The sequence below is a fragment of the Nitrogeniibacter mangrovi genome (assembly GCF_010983895.1).
GTDB lineage: Bacteria > Pseudomonadota > Gammaproteobacteria > Burkholderiales > Rhodocyclaceae > Nitrogeniibacter > Nitrogeniibacter mangrovi.
In genome coordinates this window covers 1,534,196-1,552,938 of the sequence record NZ_CP048836.1, presented here as the reverse complement: position 1 = coordinate 1,552,938, position 18,743 = coordinate 1,534,196, and the positions used below count along the sequence as shown (strand labels likewise).

14 protein-coding genes are annotated in these 18,743 nt (G+C 68.7%); 5 read left to right on the top strand and 9 right to left on the bottom strand.

The window, feature by feature from the left end:
* Window positions 1-5 precede the first annotated feature (5 nt).
* From pstA to G3580_RS07155, 3 genes are all read right to left on the bottom strand, one after another.
* Window positions 6-1,319: a phosphate ABC transporter permease PstA gene (gene pstA / locus G3580_RS07165; RefSeq protein WP_173764609.1), complete on the bottom strand. Its 1,314-nt coding sequence runs from the start codon at window positions 1,317-1,319 to the stop codon at window positions 6-8.
* Entirely contained in the window at window positions 1,312-2,697 is a 1,386-nt protein-coding gene (gene pstC / locus G3580_RS07160; protein WP_228720794.1) for a phosphate ABC transporter permease subunit PstC, read from the bottom strand. Before pstC ends, pstA begins: the two co-directional genes overlap by 8 nt.
* A 70-nt stretch (window positions 2,698-2,767) precedes the next feature.
* Window positions 2,768-3,808 carry a PstS family phosphate ABC transporter substrate-binding protein gene (locus G3580_RS07155; protein ID WP_173764608.1) on the bottom strand — a complete coding sequence of 347 codons (1,041 nt, stop codon included), beginning with the start codon at window positions 3,806-3,808 and terminating at the stop codon, window positions 2,768-2,770.
* Between the two features lie 455 nt (window positions 3,809-4,263).
* On the opposite strand from G3580_RS07155, the gene G3580_RS07150 reads away from it, so the two are divergent.
* The 3 genes from G3580_RS07150 to G3580_RS07140 all read left to right on the top strand — a co-directional run bounded on the left by G3580_RS07150 (window position 4,264) and on the right by G3580_RS07140 (window position 10,309).
* Window positions 4,264-7,671, top strand: a complete 3,408-nt coding sequence (locus G3580_RS07150) for an ATP-binding protein (RefSeq protein ID WP_173764607.1) — start codon at window positions 4,264-4,266, stop codon at window positions 7,669-7,671.
* Window positions 7,658-8,593 (top strand): response regulator, encoded by a 936-nt coding sequence (locus tag G3580_RS07145; RefSeq protein ID WP_173764606.1) that lies wholly within the window; start codon window positions 7,658-7,660, stop codon window positions 8,591-8,593. The genes G3580_RS07150 and G3580_RS07145 overlap by 14 nt, the downstream gene beginning before the upstream one ends.
* 255 nt (window positions 8,594-8,848) lie before the next feature.
* Window positions 8,849-10,309 carry a TrkH family potassium uptake protein gene (locus G3580_RS07140; protein ID WP_217424623.1) on the top strand — a complete coding sequence of 487 codons (1,461 nt, stop codon included), beginning with the start codon at window positions 8,849-8,851 and terminating at the stop codon, window positions 10,307-10,309.
* Window positions 10,310-10,324: 15 nt separating this feature from the next.
* Here G3580_RS07140 and G3580_RS07135 read toward each other — a convergent pair whose 3' ends face one another.
* From G3580_RS07135 to G3580_RS07115, 5 genes are all read right to left on the bottom strand, one after another.
* Window positions 10,325-11,026 (bottom strand): response regulator, encoded by a 702-nt coding sequence (locus G3580_RS07135; RefSeq protein ID WP_217424622.1) that lies wholly within the window; start codon window positions 11,024-11,026, stop codon window positions 10,325-10,327.
* Window positions 11,023-12,492 carry a DUF4118 domain-containing protein gene (locus G3580_RS07130; protein ID WP_173764605.1) on the bottom strand — a complete coding sequence of 490 codons (1,470 nt, stop codon included), beginning with the start codon at window positions 12,490-12,492 and terminating at the stop codon, window positions 11,023-11,025. The genes G3580_RS07135 and G3580_RS07130 overlap by 4 nt, the downstream gene beginning before the upstream one ends.
* Window positions 12,493-12,562: 70 nt before the next feature.
* A complete protein-coding gene (locus G3580_RS07125) occupies window positions 12,563-13,489 on the bottom strand; it encodes an MBL fold metallo-hydrolase (RefSeq protein ID WP_173764604.1) in 927 nt (308 codons plus the stop codon).
* Entirely contained in the window at window positions 13,479-14,306 is an 828-nt protein-coding gene (locus tag G3580_RS07120) for a quinoprotein dehydrogenase-associated SoxYZ-like carrier (RefSeq protein ID WP_173764603.1), read from the bottom strand. Before G3580_RS07120 ends, G3580_RS07125 begins: the two co-directional genes overlap by 11 nt.
* A 114-nt stretch (window positions 14,307-14,420) precedes the next feature.
* Window positions 14,421-16,184 (bottom strand): SUMF1/EgtB/PvdO family nonheme iron enzyme, encoded by a 1,764-nt coding sequence (locus G3580_RS07115; RefSeq protein ID WP_173764602.1) that lies wholly within the window; start codon window positions 16,182-16,184, stop codon window positions 14,421-14,423.
* 192 nt (window positions 16,185-16,376) lie between these two features.
* Here G3580_RS07115 and G3580_RS07110 point away from each other — a divergent pair, with 192 nt between their 5' ends.
* A complete protein-coding gene (locus tag G3580_RS07110) occupies window positions 16,377-17,288 on the top strand; it encodes a hypothetical protein (protein WP_173764601.1) in 912 nt (303 codons plus the stop codon).
* A 51-nt stretch (window positions 17,289-17,339) separates the two neighbouring features.
* Window positions 17,340-17,630, top strand: a complete 291-nt coding sequence (locus tag G3580_RS07105) for a hypothetical protein (protein ID WP_173764600.1) — start codon at window positions 17,340-17,342, stop codon at window positions 17,628-17,630.
* Between the two features lies 1 nt (window position 17,631).
* On the opposite strand, the gene G3580_RS07100 is transcribed toward G3580_RS07105, so the two are convergent.
* A complete protein-coding gene (locus G3580_RS07100) occupies window positions 17,632-18,564 on the bottom strand; it encodes a quinoprotein relay system zinc metallohydrolase 2 (protein WP_173764599.1) in 933 nt (310 codons plus the stop codon).
* Window positions 18,565-18,743 lie beyond the last annotated feature (179 nt).

Below are 18,743 nucleotides of genomic sequence, written 5' to 3'. Positions count from 1 at the left end.
CTTCCTTACCAGCGGCGCTCAAAACGCTTGCGCAGCAGCACGGCCACGGCGTTCATCAGGGCAAGAAATGCGAGCAGCACCATGATGGCCGCAGAAGTGCGCTCGACGTAGGCCCGCTCAGGGCTGTCCGCCCACAGGTAGATCTGCACCGGCAGCGCCGTGGACGGATCGGTGATGCTGCCCGGAATGTCCGCGATGAAGGCCACCATGCCGATCATCAGCAGCGGTGCGGTCTCGCCCAGCGCCTGCGCCATGCCGATGATGGTGCCGGTGAGCATCCCCGGCAAGGCCTGCGGGAGCACATGGTAGAACACCGCCTGCATGGGCGAGGCGCCGATACCGAGTGCCGCCTCGCGAATGGACGGGGGTACCGATTTGAGCGCCGCCCGGCCGGCGATGATGATGGTCGGCAGGGTCATCAGCGTGAGCACCAGACCTCCGACCAGCGGCGCCGAACGTGGCATCTGGAAGAAATTGATGAACACCGCCAGGCCGAGCAGACCGAAGACGATGGACGGCACCGCGGCGAGGTTGTTGATGTTGACCTCGATGAGGTCGGTCCAGCGATTCTTGGGCGCGAATTCTTCCAGATACACCGCCGCGGCCACGCCCAGCGGGAACGACAGGGTAAGCGTCACCACCAGCGTGAAGATGGTGCCGACCAGGGCGCCCCGAATGCCGGCCAGTTCGGGATCGCGCGAGTCGCCGTTGGTGAAGAACGCGGTATTGAAGCGCGACTCGAGGCGCCCGTCGGCCTTCAAGGTGTCGATCCACCCCAGCTGGTTGTCCTTGATGCGGCGGTCGGCCTCCGGCCCCTTGCGGCTCAGATGGCCTTTCATGAGCATGTCCACGTCGTCGTCGGCGGGCACCCAGACCGACACCGTCTTGCCGATCAATTCCGGGTTGGCGAGCACCATGTCACGCAGTTCGAACTCCGCCCCGTTGCTTACCAGACCATAGAGGGCGAAGCGGTCGCGCCGCTTGGTCACTTCGGGGAACAGGTCGCGCAGATGCTGCTTGATCAGGCCGCTGTAGTTGGCACGGCGCAGCGTCGTCACGTCGCGGGTGCCTTCCGGATCGATCTTCTCGGCCACCAGCGGCACGTCCAGACGGATGTAGGTCTGCCAGAACGCCGAGTAGCCCTTGCTGACGATGCTGAACATCAGCACCAGCAGGAAGGTCAGACCGAGGCCCACCGCGAACTGACCGTAGAACCGGAACCGGGCTTCGGCGGCACGGCGCTTCTTCATGCCGGCCATGACGATCTCGAAGTTGCGCTCGCCCCGGCTTTGCTGCGGATCGGAGGTCGTGTCAGTCATACTGCTCTCGGTATTTGCGGACGATGTAGAGGGCCAGCACGTTCAGCAACAGGGTCACGATGAATAGCACCAGCCCGAGCGCGAAGGCGGCCAGCGTCTTCGGGCTATCGAACTCCTGGTCGCCCACCAGCAGCGTGACGATCTGGACCGTGACGGTGGTCACCGCCTCGAACGGGTTCGCGGTCAGATTGGCAGACAGACCCGCGGCCATCACCACGATCATGGTCTCGCCGATGGCGCGGGAGACCGCCAGCAGCACGGCGCCGACGATCCCCGGCAGCGCGGCCGGGAAGATGACCTTGCGCACCGTCTCGGACTGGGTCGCGCCCATGCCGTAGGCCCCGTCGCGCAGGGACTGGGGCACGGCGTTGATCACGTCGTCGGACAGGGACGACACGAACGGAATGATCATGATGCCCATCACCAGACCGGCCGCCAGCGCGCTTTCGGAGGCGACATCCAGGCCCAGCAGGGTGCCGTTTTCGCGAATGAAGGGGGCCACCGTCAGGGCGGCGAAGAAGCCGTAGACGACGGTGGGGATGCCGGCGAGCACCTCGAGCAGCGGTTTGGCCACCGCCCGGACCTTGGCGCTGGCGTACTCGGCCAGATAGAAGGCGGACATCAGCCCCACCGGCACGGCGACGATCATGGCGATGATCGTAATCATCAGGGTGCCGGCAAACAGCGGAATGGCGCCGAAGGCACCGGAGGAGCCGGCCTGATCAGCGCGCAGCGCAATCTGCGGGCTCCAGTCCAGGCCGAAGAGAAATTCGTGAATCGGCACCGCATGGAAGAAGCGGATCGACTCGAACAGCACCGACAGGACGATGCCGACCGTGGTCAGGATGGCAACCATCGAGCAGCCGATCATCAGGACCATGAAGATGCGCTCGACCCCGTTGCGGGCCCGATGGGCCGGCTTGATGCGCGCGAAGGCGAACCAGCCTGCCACCGCGGCGATGCCCATGGTCAGCGCGACCAGGATCAGTTTGCTGGTGGCCTTGAGGGATGCGTAATGCTCGGCCGCCGCCTGCATGGTGGCGTCCGGCTCGCCGGAAACGATATTGCCCTGCACCAGGTTGTGCAGGTCGTTGATCACCAGATTGAGCTTGGCCGGCTCGAGGCTGCGGATGGCCTCGGGCATCTGTGCCAGCACCATCTGGGTGATGATGGAATTCTCGAGCGTCAGCCACAGACCCAGCAGAACCAGTGACGGCACGGCCGCCCACATGGCCACGTACAGACCGTAGTAGCCCGGCAACGAGTGCAGGTTGCGCACGTGCCCACCGGAGACGGCAAACGCACGCCGACGTCCAAAATAAAAAGCTGCCGAGCTCAACGCCAGCAGCAGCAATACGATGATGGGAGTCTGAATCACGGTCGAATCGCTATGCACAGAACAACAGACAACCGTCAGGCGGCGCGAGGCCGCCTGACGGGCCCATATTTTACTGCATCGGCGTGAGGTTCATCACCGTCTTCTTGACCTCGGCGTACTCATTGGCGGGCAGCGGGATCAGGCCGCGCTCGGCCAGATAGCCCTCTTCACCCATTGCCTTTTCGCTGGTGAATTCGGCGAGGTACTCCTTCATGCCCGGGATCACGCCCACGTGCGCCTTCTTCACGTAGAAGAACAGCGGACGGGAGACCGGGTACTTGCCGCTGGAGATGGTTTCGAACTCGGGCTTCACGCCTTCGATCGCCACGCCCTCGATCTTGTCGCGGTTCTGATCCAGGTAGCTGTAGCCGAAGATGCCGTAGGCGGCTGGGTTGGCTTCGAGCTTCTGCACGATCAGGTTGTCGTTTTCGCCGGCCTCGATGTAGCCGCCGTCTTCACGCACGGTCTGGCAGGCGGCCTTGAAGGCCTTCTTATCGGCCTTCTTCATGGCCTTGACGAAACCGAACTGCTCGCAACCGTGGTCCATGACCAGTTCCACGAAGGCGTCGCGGGTCCCGGAGGTCGGCGGGGGGCCGAGCACTTCGATCTTGGTGGCCGGCAGCTTGGCGTTGATTTCGTTCCAGGTCTTGTACGGGTTCGGCACCAGCTTCTCGGCACCGTCCGGGCTCGGCACTTCCTTGGCCAGGGCCAGGTACAGTTCCTTGCGGCTCACGTCGATGGCCTTGCCGGTCTTGGCATGAGCGACGGAGATGCCGTCATAGCCGATCTTGACCTGGACGATTTCCTTCACGCCGTTGGCGGCGCAGGTGTCGACCTCGGACTTCTTGATCGCACGCGAGGCGTTGGTGATGTCAGGATGCTGCACGCCGACGCCGGCGCAGAACAGCTTGAAGCCGCCGCCCGAACCGGTCGACTCGATCTTCGGAGTCTTGAACTTGGTCGACTTGCCGAACTGCTCGGCAACGACCGTGGCAAACGGGTACACCGTCGACGAACCGACGATGCTGATGTAATCGCGCGAAGACTGTGCATGCGCGGAGCCAAGGGTGGCCGCGGAGAGAACCGCGAGGGCGATGGCCGCCTTTTTCATCAAGAAACCTCCTGTAGAGAAAATCCCGGACACGCACCGGACATTCCGGTACGCACCGCGTTTCGATGAATCCCGCCGGCACCGTGGTGGTGGTGTCGATGCCGGCAGTACTCAAGCGGCGCCATTATTTGTCAGTAACATTACAGTCATGTGAAACAGGCGTTCGTCAGGGCGCCCGGCGCGCCACGCGGAGCGGGCACGTCCGGCAGGACCCGGCAGCGGGCGACCGACCCCGCCATCGCGGCAGGGCGCCCCGAACAACGCAACAGGGGGCGGCGCAACGGCGCAGCTGGCGCCGGCGCCGGGACCATGCGGCGCGCTCGCAACGCCGCTCTCGCCGTCGCTCCCGCGGGCGGCAGCTTGTGACCGTCAATGCCGCCTCGTGACAAATCAATGACAGCGCTACGCGCAATGGCGCATACCACCGGCCCCACGGCGGCGGGTATGCTCTCGCTGTGCCCGACATCCCCGCCGCCTCCCCTGCCGCCCCTCCCCGCGCCGACGCCACGCCGGTCCAGCGTGTCGTCAAGGTGCGTCGCGACTACAACAGCTGGGTCGCGCGGGAGACGCTCGAGGACTACGCCCTGCGCTTCACGCCCCACAGTTTCCGGCGCTGGTCGGAGCTGCGGGTGGCGAACACCGCCTTCGGCGCCGCGGCCTTTCTGGTGCTCGAGGCGGTCGGTGGGGCGCTGCTGGTCGAATACGGCTTCTGGAACGCCCTGTGGGCGATCCTCGCGACCGGGCTGATCATCTTTCTGGCCGGCATCCCCATCAGTCGCTACGCGGCCCGCTACGGCCTGGACATGGACCTGCTCACCCGGGGCGCCGGATTCGGCTACCTGGGCTCGACCATCACCTCGCTGATCTACGCCAGCTTCACCTTCATCTTCTTTGCACTCGAGGCGGCCATCATGGCCTACGCCCTCGATCTGGCCTTCGACATCCCGCCGGTGTGGGGTTATCTGCTGTGCGCGCTGGTGATCATCCCGCTGGTCACCCACGGCGTCACCGCCATCAGCTGGCTGCAGGTCATCACCCAGCCGCTGTGGTTCCTCATGCTGGTCGTGCCCTTCGCCTACGTCCTGAGCCAGAACCCGGCCGTGGTCGACGGCATGATCCACTACCCCGGCAAGAGCGGCCAGTTCGGCCAGTTCGACCTCACCGCCTTCGGCGCCGCACTCACGGTCGGCATCGCCCTCATCACCCAGATGGGCGAGCAGGTGGACTACCTGCGCTTCATGCCCGAGCGCACCGCGGCCAATCGCCGGCGCTGGAACCTCGCGGTGCTCATCGGCGGCCCCGGCTGGGTGGTGCCCGGGGTGATCAAGATGCTCGGTGGCGCCCTGCTCGCCTACCTGGCCATCAGCCACTCGGTGCCGCCAGAGCGCGCCGTCGACCCCAACCAGATGTACCTGGTGGCCTACGAATACGTGTTCTCGAAGCAAGGCTGGGCGGTCGCGGCCACGGCCCTGTTCGTGGTCATCTCCCAGCTCAAGATCAACGTCACCAACGCCTATGCCGGCTCGCTGGCGTGGTCGAACTTCTTCGCGCGGCTGACCCACAGCCACCCGGGGCGCGTGGTGTGGGTGGTGTTCAACACCCTCATCGCCCTGGTGCTCATGGAACTGGACGTGTTCCAGGCGCTCGGCCGGGTGCTGGGGCTGTATTCCAACATCGCCATCTCGTGGATCATGGCGGTGGTGGCCGACCTGGTCATCAACAAGCCGCTGGGGCTCTCGCCCAAAGGCATCGAGTTCAAGCGCGCCCATCTGTACGACATCAACCCGGTCGGCGTCGGCGCCATGCTGCTCGCCTCGCTGCTGTCGGTGTCGGCCTACTTCGGGCTGTTCGGTGACACGGCCCAGGCCTTCTCGGCGCTCATCGCGCTGGTCACCGCCATGGTGGCCGCCCCGCTCATCGCCTGGGCCACGGGCGGCCGATACTATATTGCACGGCCCGCGGAGGCCGGCGCGACCGGCCACCACGAATGCGTGGTCTGCGAACGCCACTACGAGGCCGACGACATCTCCGGCTGCCCCGCCTACGGTGGCTCGATCTGCTCCCTGTGCTGCGCCCTGGACGCACGCTGCCACGACCAGTGCAAGCCCCACGCCCGGATCTCGGCCCAATGGACCGGTGCCATGCAGCGCCTGCTGCCACCACGGCTGTGGCCGTATCTGGACACCGGCATCGGTCATTTCGTCCTCCTCATGGCCGCGATCCTGCCCTTCCTCGCGCTGCTGCTGGGCATGCTCTACTACCATGAGCTGCGCGTGCTCGGCAGCGCCGCCGAGGCCCTCGGCCCGGCGCTGCGGCTGGCCTTCGTCAAAACCTTCGCGGCGCTGGTGCTGGTGGCCGCCGTGGTGGCCTGGTGGCTGGTGCTGACCCACAAGAGCCGCCAGGTGGCGCAGGAGGAATCCAACCGCCAGACGGCCCTGCTCATGCAGGAGATCGAGGATCACCGCCGCACCGACGAGGCCCTGCAGCAGGCCAAGCAGGCCGCCGAGCTGGCCAACCGGGCCAAGAGCCGCTACATCACCGGCATCAGCCACGAGCTGCGCACGCCGCTCAACTCCATCCTCGGCTACGCCCAGATCCTCGACGGCGACCCGAGCATTCCGCCCCAGCGCCAGCAGGCCATCCGCGTGATCCGCCGCAGCGGCGACCACCTGCTCTCGCTCATCGAAGGCACCCTCGACATCGCCCGCATCGAAGGCGGCAAGCTCACCCTGGACGTGCGCCCCATCGACTTCCCGGCCTTCCTGCAGCAGATCGTGCACATGTTCGAACCGCAGGCCGCCGGCAAGGGCCTGGGCTTCGACTACGAGATCGCCGGCACCCTGCCGGCGGTGGTGCGCGCCGACGAAAAGCGCCTGCGCCAGATCCTCATCAACCTGCTCGGCAACGCGGTCAAGTTCACCGCCCGGGGGCGGGTCCGGCTGGCGGTGAGCTACGCCCGCGAGATGGCCACCTTCCATGTGGAGGACACCGGGCCGGGCATTGGCGCCGAGGACGCCGAACGCGTCTTCGAGCCCTTCGGGCGCGGCGGTGCGGCCGGCGGCACGGCCGGCTCGGGCCTGGGGCTGACCATCAGCCGCATGTTCGCCGACGTCATGGGCGGCGAGCTGCACCTCGAGCGCACCTCGCCCGAGGGCACCCGCTTCACCGTGCGCCTGTTCCTGCCCCAGGTCCATGGCGCCGAAGCGCAACTGCCGGCCAAGCGCTCGGTCCGGCGCGGCTATCTCGGCCCGCGTCGCCGCATCCTGGTGGTGGACAACGAACCGGAAGACCGCCAGCTTCTGGCCAGCGTGCTCGAACCCCTCGGCTTCGAGGTGGCACAGGCCGCTTCCGGGCTCGAATGCCTGAAGATGATCGGCCCCTTCGCACCGGATATCATCTTCATGGATCTGGCCATGCCCGGCATCGACGGCTGGGAGACGATCCGCCGCATCCGCGCCCTGGGCAGCGGCAACGCGGCCATCGCCGTCATCTCCGCCAACGCCTTCGACAAGGGGCTGGACAACGACGTCGCCCTGCCGCCCCAAGACTTTCTGGTCAAACCGGTACGGATGGACGATCTGCTCGACTGGATCGGCACACGGCTGCCACTGGAATGGATCGCGGACGCACCCGCCCCCGGTGGCGCCCCGGGCGATGCCCTGATCCTGCCCCCGGCGGCGATGCTCGACGCGCTCGCCGACCCGGTCGAGATGGGCTATGTTCGGGGCATTCTCGAACAACTCGACACCATCGAGCGCGCCGATGGCCGCTATCGCCCGTTCGCGGACAAGGTGCGGCAACTGGCCGGCCAGTTCCGCTTCGACGCGATCATGACCCTGATCAGCCAAGATGCCGACCTCTGAGCCCCCCGCCCCCCGCCGCGTCGTCCTCATCGTGGACGACATCCCCGACAACCTGTCGCTGCTGCACGATGCGCTCGACGAGGCCGGTTTCGCCGTGCTGGTGGCCACCGACGGCGCGGCGGCGCTGAGCCGTGCGGCGCGTCAGCAGCCCGACGTGATCCTGCTCGACGCGCTCATGCCCGGCATGGACGGGTTCGAGGTGGCGCGCCGGCTCAAGGCGGATTTCACCACCGCGCACATCCCCATCGTGTTCATGACCGGGCTCACCGAGACCGAGCACGTGGTGGCCGCCTTCGACGCCGGCGGCATCGACTACGTGACCAAGCCCATCCGCCCGCGCGAGGTGATCGTGCGCATTGCCGCGCACATGCAGGGGGCCCGGCAGATGTCGCTGGCGCGCAACGCCCTCGACGCCAGCGGCCAGGCCACCCTGGCGGTGCGCATGGACACCGGTGAACTGGTGTGGCAAACGCCACGGGCGCGCCAGCTGCTGGCCGAATTCGCCCCGCCCGACGGCGCCCGGGCCCCCGCCGATCTGCTCCACTGGATCGAATCGGCCGCCACCGCGCGCACCGCCGGCCAGACCGTGCTGCCCTTCTCCCTCACCGTGGGCGACCGCCGCCTGGTGCTCAACCTGAACGAACAGACGCCCGACGGCGAGTGGCTGGTGAGCCTGCGCGAGGAATCCGACCGCGCCAGCATCGAGGCCCTCGTGCCCGCCTTCGGCCTCACCCAGCGCGAGGCCGAGGTGCTCTACTGGGTCACCAAGGGCAAGACCAACCGCGACATCGGCGACATCCTCGGCCTGTCGCCGCGCACCGTGCACAAACACCTGGAGCACGTGTTCGCCAAGCAGGGGGTGGAAACCCGCACCGCCGCCGCCACCCTCGCGATCAACCGGCTCAAGGCCGGCGGCGACTGACCCGGGTTCGGCCCGACGGCCCATGGCGCCTCATTCTTTACGAAATCTTTATACCGCTCCGGCTAGCATCCCGGGCGTGCGCGCTCAAGCGCATCTGTCCTCGCTGATGCCGCCGCACGCGGCGCCCGTCCCTGCCTTGATGCCTGGTTCCCGTCCCGCTGCTCCCGCCCCGATCGTCACGAAATGTGCCGCCGCCCTGTCCGGCGCGGCCGGCCGTGGCGCGCCCATCGGCTCGACCCACCCCGGAGGCCACGCGTGATCGAGGAGCTGCTGCCGGTCGTCAATGTGCTCGGGCGTCTGCTGTGCTTTTTCAGCTTCACCTACGCCATCCCGGTGGTCGGGTCGCTGGTGATGGGCGACGGCCTCGAACGGGTCTATGGCGGCGCCACCTTCGTCACCCTGGCCGCCGGGCTCATCCTCTACTCGAGCACCCGGCGTCACTACCGGGAGCTGCGCTCGCGCGGCGGCTTCATCCTGGTGGTGGCCGCCTGGGCCATGATGGCGGGCATCGCGACCCTGCCGTTCCTGACCGTCTATCCGCACATGTCGTTCACGGACGCCTACTTCGAGACCATGTCCGGCCTCACCACCACCGGTGCGACGGTGATGACCGGCCTCGACGGCGCACCGCCGTCGATCAACCTGTGGCGCCATGAACTGAACTGGCTCGGCGGCATGGGCATCATCGTGCTCGCCGTGGCGGTGCTGCCGCTGCTCGGCGTCGGCGGCATGCAGCTGTACAAGGCCGAGGTGCCGGGCCCGATCAAGGACACCAAGCTCACGGCGCGGATCAGCGACACCGCCAAGGCCCTGTGGCTCATCTACTTCGGCCTCACCGCCGCCTGCACCCTGTCCCTGCGGCTGGCCGGCATGAGCTGGTTCGACGCCCTCTGCCATGCCTTCTCGGCCCTCAGCCTGGGCGGCTTCTCGACCCGGGACGCCAGCGTCGGCGCCTTCGACAGCGTCGCCATCGAAGCGGTGCTGATCGTGTTCATGACCCTCGCCGCGCTCAACTTCGCCACCTACTTCGCCGCCTTCCAGGGGCGCAGCCTCAAGGCCCTGTGGCGTGATGCGGAGGCACGGGCGGTGGTCTCGGTGCTGGTGGTGTCGACCTTCGGAGTGGCCGGCTACCTGTGGGAGACCGGCACCTATCCGAGCTTCCCCACCGCGCTGCGGCACACCGCCTTCAACCTGGTGTCGATGGCCACCGACTGCGGTTACGCGAGCCAGGATTTCGGCCACTGGCCGATCTTCGCCTCCCTGTGGATGTTCTTCCTCTCCTGCGTCACCGTCAGCTCCGGCTCCACCGGGGGCGGCATCAAGATGATCCGCACCCTGTCGCTGGCCAAGCAGGCACGACGCGAACTCACCCGCCTGGTCCACCCGGCCATGGTCGATCCGGTCAAGATCGGCGGGGCCAGCCTGCCCGGCAAGATCATCATCGGCGTGCTCGGCTTCATCTTCCTGTACTTCATGAGCATCGTCGGCATGAGCTTCCTGCTCATGCTCTCGGGGCTCGACTTCCTCAGCGCGTTCACCGCCATCATCGCCTGCATCAACAACGCCGGCCCCGGCCTCAACCAGGTGGGCCCGGCCACCAACTACGCGGGCCTGAGCAATTTCCAGATCTGGGTGTGCGTGTTCACCATGCTGCTCGGACGCCTCGAGGTGCTGTCCCTGCTGGTGCTGTTCACCCCGGACTTCTGGCGCCGCTGACCGGCGCATCGGTGTTCACAGTTTGAGCCGGTAGCCCACGCCGGATTCGGTGAGGATGTGCTTCGGCATGGCCGGATTGTCCTCGAGCTTGCGCCGCAGCCCCGCCATGTGCACCCGCAGATACTGGGTCTGGTCCACCCGATCCGGCCCCCAGATGCCGGTGAGCAGGCGCCGGTGCGTGACCACGCGCCCGGCGTTGCCGATCAGCAGACCGAGCAGCTTGTATTCGATGGGCGTCAGGTGCACCGGCGCCCCGGCCCGGGTGATGGTGCGGCTCTGCAGGTCGACACTCACGTCGCCGAAGGTGCAGATCGCGCCGGTATCGACCGGCGGGCGCACCGCCCGGCGCAGCAGCGCCCGCACCCGCGCCAGCAGTTCCGCCACGCCGAAGGGCTTGGTGAGGTAATCGTCGCCCCCGGCGTCGAGCGCGGCCACCTTCTGCTCCTCGGCACTGCGCGCCGAGAGCACCAGGATCGGCATCGCCGACCACGCGCGCACCTGGCCGATGAGGTCGACGCCGTCGCCGTCGGGCAGGCCCAGATCGACGATGGCCAGATCCGGCGGGCGCTGCTTGAGCAGCCGCAGACCGGCCTGGAAGCCATCGGCCTCGTGCACGAGGGCCCCCGCCGACACCAGCGCGGTGCGCAGGAAGCGGCGGATGTGCGGTTCGTCCTCCACGAGGACGACGACTGGCGGCGGAGCTCCGGGGGGCATCATGCGGCCGGCACCTGCGCCGTCGCGTCCGCCGCCTGCGGCAGGACGATCAGCACGTTGGCGCCACCACCCCGTGCCTCGCCCAGTTCCACCGTGCCGTCATGGGCCGCCACGATGGTGCGCACGATGGCCAGGCCCAGCCCGCTCTCGCCGCCCGGTGGCGCTTCGCCGGCCCCCGCCGCCTGCTGCCGCATCGCCCCCAGGCCCGGGCCCTGGTCGCTCACCTCGATGGCGACCCCCGTATCCACCCGGCGCGCCGAGATCGCAATGGCGCCCGACCGGGGGCTGAACTTGGCGGCGTTCTCGATGAGGTTGCACAGGGCCCGCTCCATGAGCACGGCGTCGATGTTGACCAGGGGCAGATCCTGGGGAATGTCCACTTCGATCGTGCGTCCATCGAGCAGGCGCTGGCGCGCCGCCAGGGCGGCGCCGACCACCTCCTCGAGCGGCTGCCATTCGCGTTTCAGTTTCACCGCGCCGGACTTGAAGCGCGCCATCTCGAGCAGGTTGTTGACCAGCGAGCTGGTGCGCAGGGCCTCCTCGCGGATGGCCTCCAGCGTCACCACGCCTTCGTTCGACAGCCCCGGCTCGGTGAGGGCGAGGGTATCGGCGAGCCCCACCAGCGCGGTCAGCGGGGTGCGGATGTCGTGGGAGAGCGCGGCGAGCAGGGTGTTGCGCAGCCGCTCGGTGGCCATGTCCACTTCGGTGGTCCGGGCAACATCGACATAGTGGATCCGCTCCAGGGCGATGGCGATGAGGGCGCCCATGGTGTCGAGGGTGGCCTGCGCCACCCCCGGCGCACCGTCGATGACGATGACCCCGCGCAGCGCGGCACCGCTCCACAGGGGCAGTCGCCGCGCCCCGTGCTCGGGCGCCGGCATCGCCGCGCCGGCGGGCGCAGCGGCGGCGAAGCGCGTGGCCTCGGCGCACAGCGCCGCCGCTTCATCCGCGCTCAGGCAACTGACCGCCACCTCGAACGCCCCCGTGTCGGAACGCACCAGCAGCGCGCGGGTCTTGCCGATGGTGGCGGGCATGCGGCGCAGCAGGGCGTCGCCGACGCTGTCCACCGTCAGGGCGCCGGACAGGGCCTGGGCGAGCGCGTTGAGCGCCACCGCGGCGTGCTCGCGACTGCGCGCCGCGTCGCGCTCGTATCTCAGATGGCTGGCCAGCTGCGCGGTGGTCAGGGCGACCGCCAGCAGCACCGCAAAGGTGAGCAGGTACTGCAGGTCGCTGACCACGAGCGTGAAGCGTGGCGGCACGAAGAAGAAGTCGAACAGCGCCACCGAGAGGATCGCCGCCAGCACCGCGGGCCCGCGCCCGAGCCGGATCGAGGAGAACAGCACCGCGAGCGGAAACAGCATGGCGATGTTCGCCAGGTCCAGGTGCCCCAGCAGCGGCAGGGCAATGGCCGCGACCAGACACACCGCGACGGTGGCGGCGAGGTAAGGTCTGAAGAGGTCGCGATGCATGCGTCGGTCCAGTGAGGATGCCCGGCACAGACTGTACCTCACCGGGCCCGGGAGCCGCGTCGGCGCGCGCTCAGGGCGGCGTGCCCTCCAGATCCGCCTTCTCCAGCCTCAGGTACAGATACTGCACGTTGGCGGCATGGACGCGGGCCTCCTCCGCCGTGAGCCCCGGCCGACGCAGCGCCGCCATGGCCTCGTTGAGGCTCAGGCCGTTGTGATAGGCCTCGCGCACGCCGTCGCGCAGCGCCACCAGATAGGCGCGGGTGCGGTCGATCGCCGCGGGCGGCAGCGGTGCGCCGCGGCCGACGACGATGCGCCGGGGCTGGAGCGCCGCGAGCCGGTCGAGCGCCGCCAGCCAGCCGGTGACCTGCGCATCGTGCAGCCACGGCAAGGCTTCGCCCGTGACCGCCTCGGCCGTCACCAGGGTGGCGGTGGCCTCGTCGAACAGGGCCAGCTCGCCGGGCACGGCCGCCCAGCCCAGGTCGATCAGGCGCACGCGACGCCCCCCCAGGTCGACACGCGTTGCTCCGTGCAGCGTCTCGTCCGCCACCGGCACCCGCGATCCGGCCATGATCGCCTCGCCATGCGCGGCAAGCAGGCGCTCGAGGCACTGCTCGCACCGCTGCGCCACCAGCGCCGCGGTAGCGGCGGTGGCCGCCACGGGCACGCCGGCATCCTGCAGCGCCGCCGCCCCGAACACATAGCCGGGCAGCCCGGCGGGAATCAGCGCCATGCGCACCGGGGGCAGCCGCCGGTTGGCCAGCACGTCGAGCAGAAAGCGGCCGTCACGATAGGCCTGGCCGGTGCCGAAAACGAGGGTGTGATCGCGCCCCGCGAGCATGACCACATTGGTCGCGCCGTCGGGCGCCGCACCGCCGTGCCGGGGCGCGATCAGCAACACCCCGGCATCGAGCACCTGCGGCGCGGTCAGGCCCACCGCGCCGCAGGCGGCATGCCACAGCAGCGCGAGCAGTACCCAGGCGTGGCGCTCAGCCCGCACCGAAATGGACGCTCGTCTCGAAACGCAGATCGTCGGTGTCGACGACTTCGGCCGCCAGCTCGCCGCCGCCCTCGCGCACGGTGCCTTCCGGGGTGTGGAAGTGGAAGCGGAAGTTGGGGTTCTCGCTGATCGAGAAGTTGACCTCCGCGCGCAGCAGCGGCTTGCCGCGGTAGCTCACCTTCACCAGACGCACGAAGTGGGGGCGCGGATACAGGCGCGTGACCTGGTTCATGGCCATGCCCGACTCGTTCGGATGGCTGATCATCAGCTGGGCGCCGGTGAGACCGTCCCGGGCCTCGTCGCCGAGCACCCGCAGGCGCATGCGCCCGAGGTTGGCGGCCGCCTTGGCCGGATCCTTGCCGGCGGGTGCGGAGCAGCCGCCCGACGCCTTCACGTAGCGGGTGCTCATGTACAGCGAGCCGTCGGCCAGTTCGGCGATCGCCCGCATCCAGGTGTATTCCTCCACCCGCACCCGGGTCTCCATGTCCACCACCCCGCTGCCCGGCTCGAAGGTGAAACTCGCCGCCACCGGCGAGGGGTTCTTGTCGATGATCAGCCACGCCCGGCGCAGCTCGCGCCCCGGGCCGTCGCCGAAATCGGTGCGGATGGCGATCGGCACCACCGCCGGATCCGCCGCCCGGTACGGCGCCTCGAGCACCAGATGCTTGCCGCCGTCGGTGATCGGCCGATCGGAGAACAGGGCCACCCGGGTCTGTTGCCAGGCCGGACTGTCCGCAGGATCGGACCGGTCGCCGGCCAGCGCCGGGGGCACGAACATGAGCCAGCCGGCAAGCCAGCACAAAAGCACGCGTTTCATGACCACACTCCTCCATCGTGGCGTGCCTGTTCTTATGTTGGTGTGCGCACGCTGCAGCACCTTTCATTGTAGTTGCGCAAATCCGGGTGTCAGGTTTTTACCGATCCGCCGCGCTCACGGGCCCAGCTCCCGGGCCACGCGGAAGCCGACGCAGTAACTGCGCTTGTAGGGCTCCCAGGCTTCGCGCCGGGCCGAGCGCAGCTGGGTCGGCGGGTAGGCCCAGCAGCCGCCGCGGATGACCCGCGTGGCGCAGTTCGGAGTGATCCAGGCCGCCCCGCTCGCGCGGGTCGCCTCCGGCATGCCGGCGTAGCCCTCGTGGTAGCAGTCGGCCACCCACTCATGCACGTTGCCGTGGGTGTCCATCAGGCCGAAGGCGTTCGGCCGGTAGCTGCCGACCCGGGCGGTGCCGATGGCGGTGCCGTCGGCGCACCAGCGATTGGCATTCCAGGTGTCGTCCATGCCGCGGTCGGCACCGTTGCCGTACTGGCACAGGCGGCTTTCGTCGTCGCCATAGGTGTAGCTGTCCTGGCTGCCGGCGCGCGCCACGTATTCCCACTCGGCCTCGGTGGGCAGGCGATAGGTGGCGCCGGTCTGCTTGCTCAGCCACTGCGTATAGGCCACCGCGTCGTCCCAGTTCACGCACACCACGGGGTGCGCGTCCGTCTGCGCGAAGCCCGGATGGCGAAAGTCCCGCCCGGGAATCGCGTCCCACACCTTCGCGGGCGCCCCGGGCGTGATGATGCCGATGCATTCGAAACCCATCTGCCGCCCGGTCGCCTCGACGAACTGCCGGAACTGGCCGACGGTGACTTCGAAGCGCCCGACCGCAAACGGCCGGGCGATGGTCACCGCCTGCCGCGGCCCCTCGTAGCGATCCTCGGGCGCGGTCCACTCGGTGTCGAGCGAGCCCATCAGCAGGTGTCCCGTGGGGATCGCCACCATCTCGGGGCAGTCGGGGCAATCGGCAAACCGGCTCAGCGGCGCCGCCTCGCCCGGACCGTGCTCGCGCGGTGGCGGCAGCTCGGCGAGGCGCCGTTTGGCCGCGTCGGCCTCTGCGCTGTCACCGAACCGGGACAGGAAATCCGAGATCGGGCGACGGTCGCTCGTGTCCTGGATCTTGCTCCAGGCGCGGGCGCTGATGTAGTGCATCCACATGCCCGCCTCGTCCCCCTCCGGCGTGCCCGGATGGCGGCCGATGAACGCGCGCAGCAAGGCCGGGTTGGTCTTGTCCACATAGGTGAGCGTGCGCCACTCGCGTGCCGACGGCCGCACCAGGTTCTCCAGTCCGAACGCGGTCGGCACACGACCGAAGTAGATGGCGGCCACGGTGGCGGCGCCGACGAGGCACAACACGCTCGTTGCCCACAGCGCCCGCACCAGTCGGTGGTGCCGGACGGTGAACGGCAGGCGCCTGCGGATGGTGGCGATGAGACGGTCCGCGTCACGATCGAAGTTCTCGCGGCTGATCTCGACCGCGTTGTGCTCGACCAGCGGACGCAGGTCCTCCGGCAAGGCCTCGGCATTGGGCACCGGAGCTTCATCGACCAGCACCGGAATCACATACACGCCGTCGCGCCGCAGGGCCGAAGCGATCTCGATGCGCACGAAATCGTTCGGATCGTCGATGCGACGACGACCGTCCGCATCGGCCAGATCCAGCCAATGGCTGCCGATGAGCGCGAGGAACACGTCGCACCGGGCCACCTGGGCATCGAGCAGCCGCGCAAAGGCCTCGCCCCCCTCGATCCCCTCCACGTCGATGAAGACACGGCGTGAGGGCAGGACACGCGCGAGGCGATCATGCAGCCGCCCCGCCCATCCGGCGCTGTCGTCGCGGCGGTAGTTGATGAAGACGTTGCCGCTCCCTGGCTTGCGCACCGGCACCTCCCTGGCGATTGAGCGAATCCGGCTTCCGGAAGGCGTCGTCCTGTGGCGGCCCGATTCCTTGACTCGCCCCGACCCCTTGCCCATATTCCATTTAAGAACAGACGCACGACAAGCGATACACGCGGCCTCACGGCAACACGGGCGGCCGCCGCCTTGCCGGTGTCATTGCGCAAGGAGAGCCCCATGCGCGCGTGGAAGCAGGTGTTGCGTCGAGGCGGTTGCGCCATCGCCCTCGCCGTCGGGATCGCGCCGGGCGTATCTGCCCAGAGCACGGAGGTCACCGCGGCCCGCGGCGCCGAGGCCCAGGCCACGCCCGGCACGGTCGGCCTCGCGGGCGCTTTCGGGCGCATCAAGGACAAGCGCAACGGCTTTGTCGGCACCACCCACTGGCACCAGGAATCGCTCTCGGGCGATGTGCGCGTGGGCCGCTTCTGGTGGGGCCTGACGGCCAACCACAACGAGTCGAAGAAGGATCTGAAGGCGCACACCTTGAGCGCCGGGCCCAACGCCGGCGCCCAGGTCGCAGGCGGCACGTCGCGCACCATCAGCAACGGCCTGATGCTGCGCGGCGGCACCACGATCGGCGCCGTCAACGTCGGTGGATTCGTCGGCTACGACACCGGCCAGACCCGCGAGCTGCGTCGTGCCGGCGCCGTCACCGCCACCTGGCGACGCGACGTGACGACCCGCTCCTTCGGTGCCTTCGCATCCACCGTGGTGGATCTGGGCGCCGGCTGGTACGCCATCCCGACCGCCCAGTACCTGTGGCTGCGCACGGTGTCCGACGCCACCACCGACTCGCTCGGCCAGGCGGTGCCGGAGGAACGCGACCTGCTCATCCGCGGCCTGGTCGGGGGCGAAGTCGGTTACCAGAGCTTCGTCGCCGATCGGGTCGCGACCCTCGGCGTCCGCCCCTACCTGGTGCACGACTTCCATCAGTTCCGCAATTTCTCCGACGACTCGGCGATGGACGTGACGGCGTTTTTCACCCTCAGCGGGGCGTCGATCGTCACCGGCATCGAGATCACCGGCACGGTCGGGCGCGAAGAAATCCACTCGACCAGCGGGCGACTGTTCGTCTCGCTGACATTCTAGGTGCCGAATGCGCGGCCGCGGGACCGGGCGTCCGGCCAGGAGGTGTAAGGCATGAGAACACGTGTGGGTGGCTCCCCCATGGCCCGGGCCGTGTGTGTGCTGGCGTTGCTGTGCGCGCCGCCCGTGTTCGGCCAGGGCATGGGGGGCGGCATGGGCGGCAGCAGCAGCGCGCAGGGCTACATCACCGCACCGCCGGTGCCGAACCCGGACATGGCGCGCCTGCCCCGACCGCCCGAAGCGGCCGAAAAACAGGGCAAGCAGCCGGACAAGTGCAAGACCTGCGTCAACTGCCTCACCGAAACCTGCCGGCGCATGTGCTGGCAGCGCTACTGCCGCAAGTAGCTCATTCCCATTCCAGTTCGGCGAAGGCGGCGGTGACGTTGCGGGTGTGGTAGGCCGGCGCCAGCAGCCAGCCTGACGCCTCGGCCGGGTCGGTGGCCGCCACGGTCTCGGACAGGGTGCGGCCGTCGGCGATCGCCTGGCGCACCCGCCGGGCCAGCGCCTGGAAATACGCGTCCTGCCGGTCCAGCGCCGCCTGCCAGTCGGTGCCCGCCGGCCCGTGGCCGGGCACCGCGATCTTCGCCGGGATCGCCCGCAGCTGCTTGCTGACCGCCAGCCAGCCCTCGAGGCTGCCGTCCAGCGACGGGATGCGCTCGCGGAACAGCAGATCGCCCAGCCACAGCACCCCGCTGGCCGGGTCGAAGACGGTCAGGTCGTTGTTGGTGTGCGCCGTGGGCCAGCCCTGCAGCACCAGGGTGCGCCCACCCAGATCCAGCGTCATGCGCCCGTCCACCAGCCGGTCGGGCGGCACCACCCGCGTGCCCTGGTCCGCGCGACCCAGCAGCTCGCCCCAGCGCTTCAGGTAGATGGCCGCACGCTGCGCCAGGGCCGGCGGCAAGCGGTGGTCGGCAATGAACACCGGGCGCGGCGCGAGGGTATCGAAGGCGGCATTGCCGAACAGGTGGTCGGGGTGCATGTGGGTGTCGATCACGTAGCACACCGGTTTCGGGGTGACCCTGCGGACCGCCGCCAGCAACGCCTGGCCATCAGCCAGGCTGCCGCCGGTATCGATCACCGCCACGCACGTGTCGCCGATCACCACACCCTTGTTGGCGATGTCGCCCTGATTGGCGGGCGTCGGCTCCGCATGGACGCCGGTGTGCAGATACACGCCGGGGGCCAGTTCGTCGAAGCGATACGCCTCGCCCGCCCGGGCTGCCCATGCCACAAGTGCGAGCCCCAAGGCGCCGAGCACACGGACCGACCATCTGTTCATGCTCCCCTCCCTGTTCAGGATCCGGACACCGGGCGCATGTCCGGCGTGTGTTCACAGTAGTCGAGCGTCGGCGTGCCTGCCGGAACGGAACGCCGGTTCAGGCGCCGATCGGCGCGGGAGCATCGAGCGCGGCGAGAAACGTCGCCGCGCTGCCGTCGGCGTCGGCCATGGCCATGCTC

Coding starts and splice junctions, on each gene's coding strand:
- G3580_RS07155 (WP_173764608.1), bottom strand. CDS start 3,808: ATGAAAAAGGCGGCCATCGCCCTCGCGGTTCTCTCCGCGGCCACCCTT.
- G3580_RS07100 (WP_173764599.1), bottom strand. CDS start 18,564: ATGAACAGATGGTCGGTCCGTGTGCTCGGCGCCTTGGGGCTCGCACTT.
- G3580_RS07145 (WP_173764606.1), top strand. CDS start 7,658: ATGCCGACCTCTGAGCCCCCCGCCCCCCGCCGCGTCGTCCTCATCGTG.
- G3580_RS07110 (WP_173764601.1), top strand. CDS start 16,377: ATGCGCGCGTGGAAGCAGGTGTTGCGTCGAGGCGGTTGCGCCATCGCC.
- G3580_RS07130 (WP_173764605.1), bottom strand. CDS start 12,492: ATGCATCGCGACCTCTTCAGACCTTACCTCGCCGCCACCGTCGCGGTG.
- G3580_RS07105 (WP_173764600.1), top strand. CDS start 17,340: ATGAGAACACGTGTGGGTGGCTCCCCCATGGCCCGGGCCGTGTGTGTG.
- pstA (WP_173764609.1), bottom strand. CDS start 1,319: ATGACTGACACGACCTCCGATCCGCAGCAAAGCCGGGGCGAGCGCAAC.
- G3580_RS07135 (WP_217424622.1), bottom strand. CDS start 11,026: ATGATGCCCCCCGGAGCTCCGCCGCCAGTCGTCGTCCTCGTGGAGGAC.
- G3580_RS07120 (WP_173764603.1), bottom strand. CDS start 14,306: ATGAAACGCGTGCTTTTGTGCTGGCTTGCCGGCTGGCTCATGTTCGTG.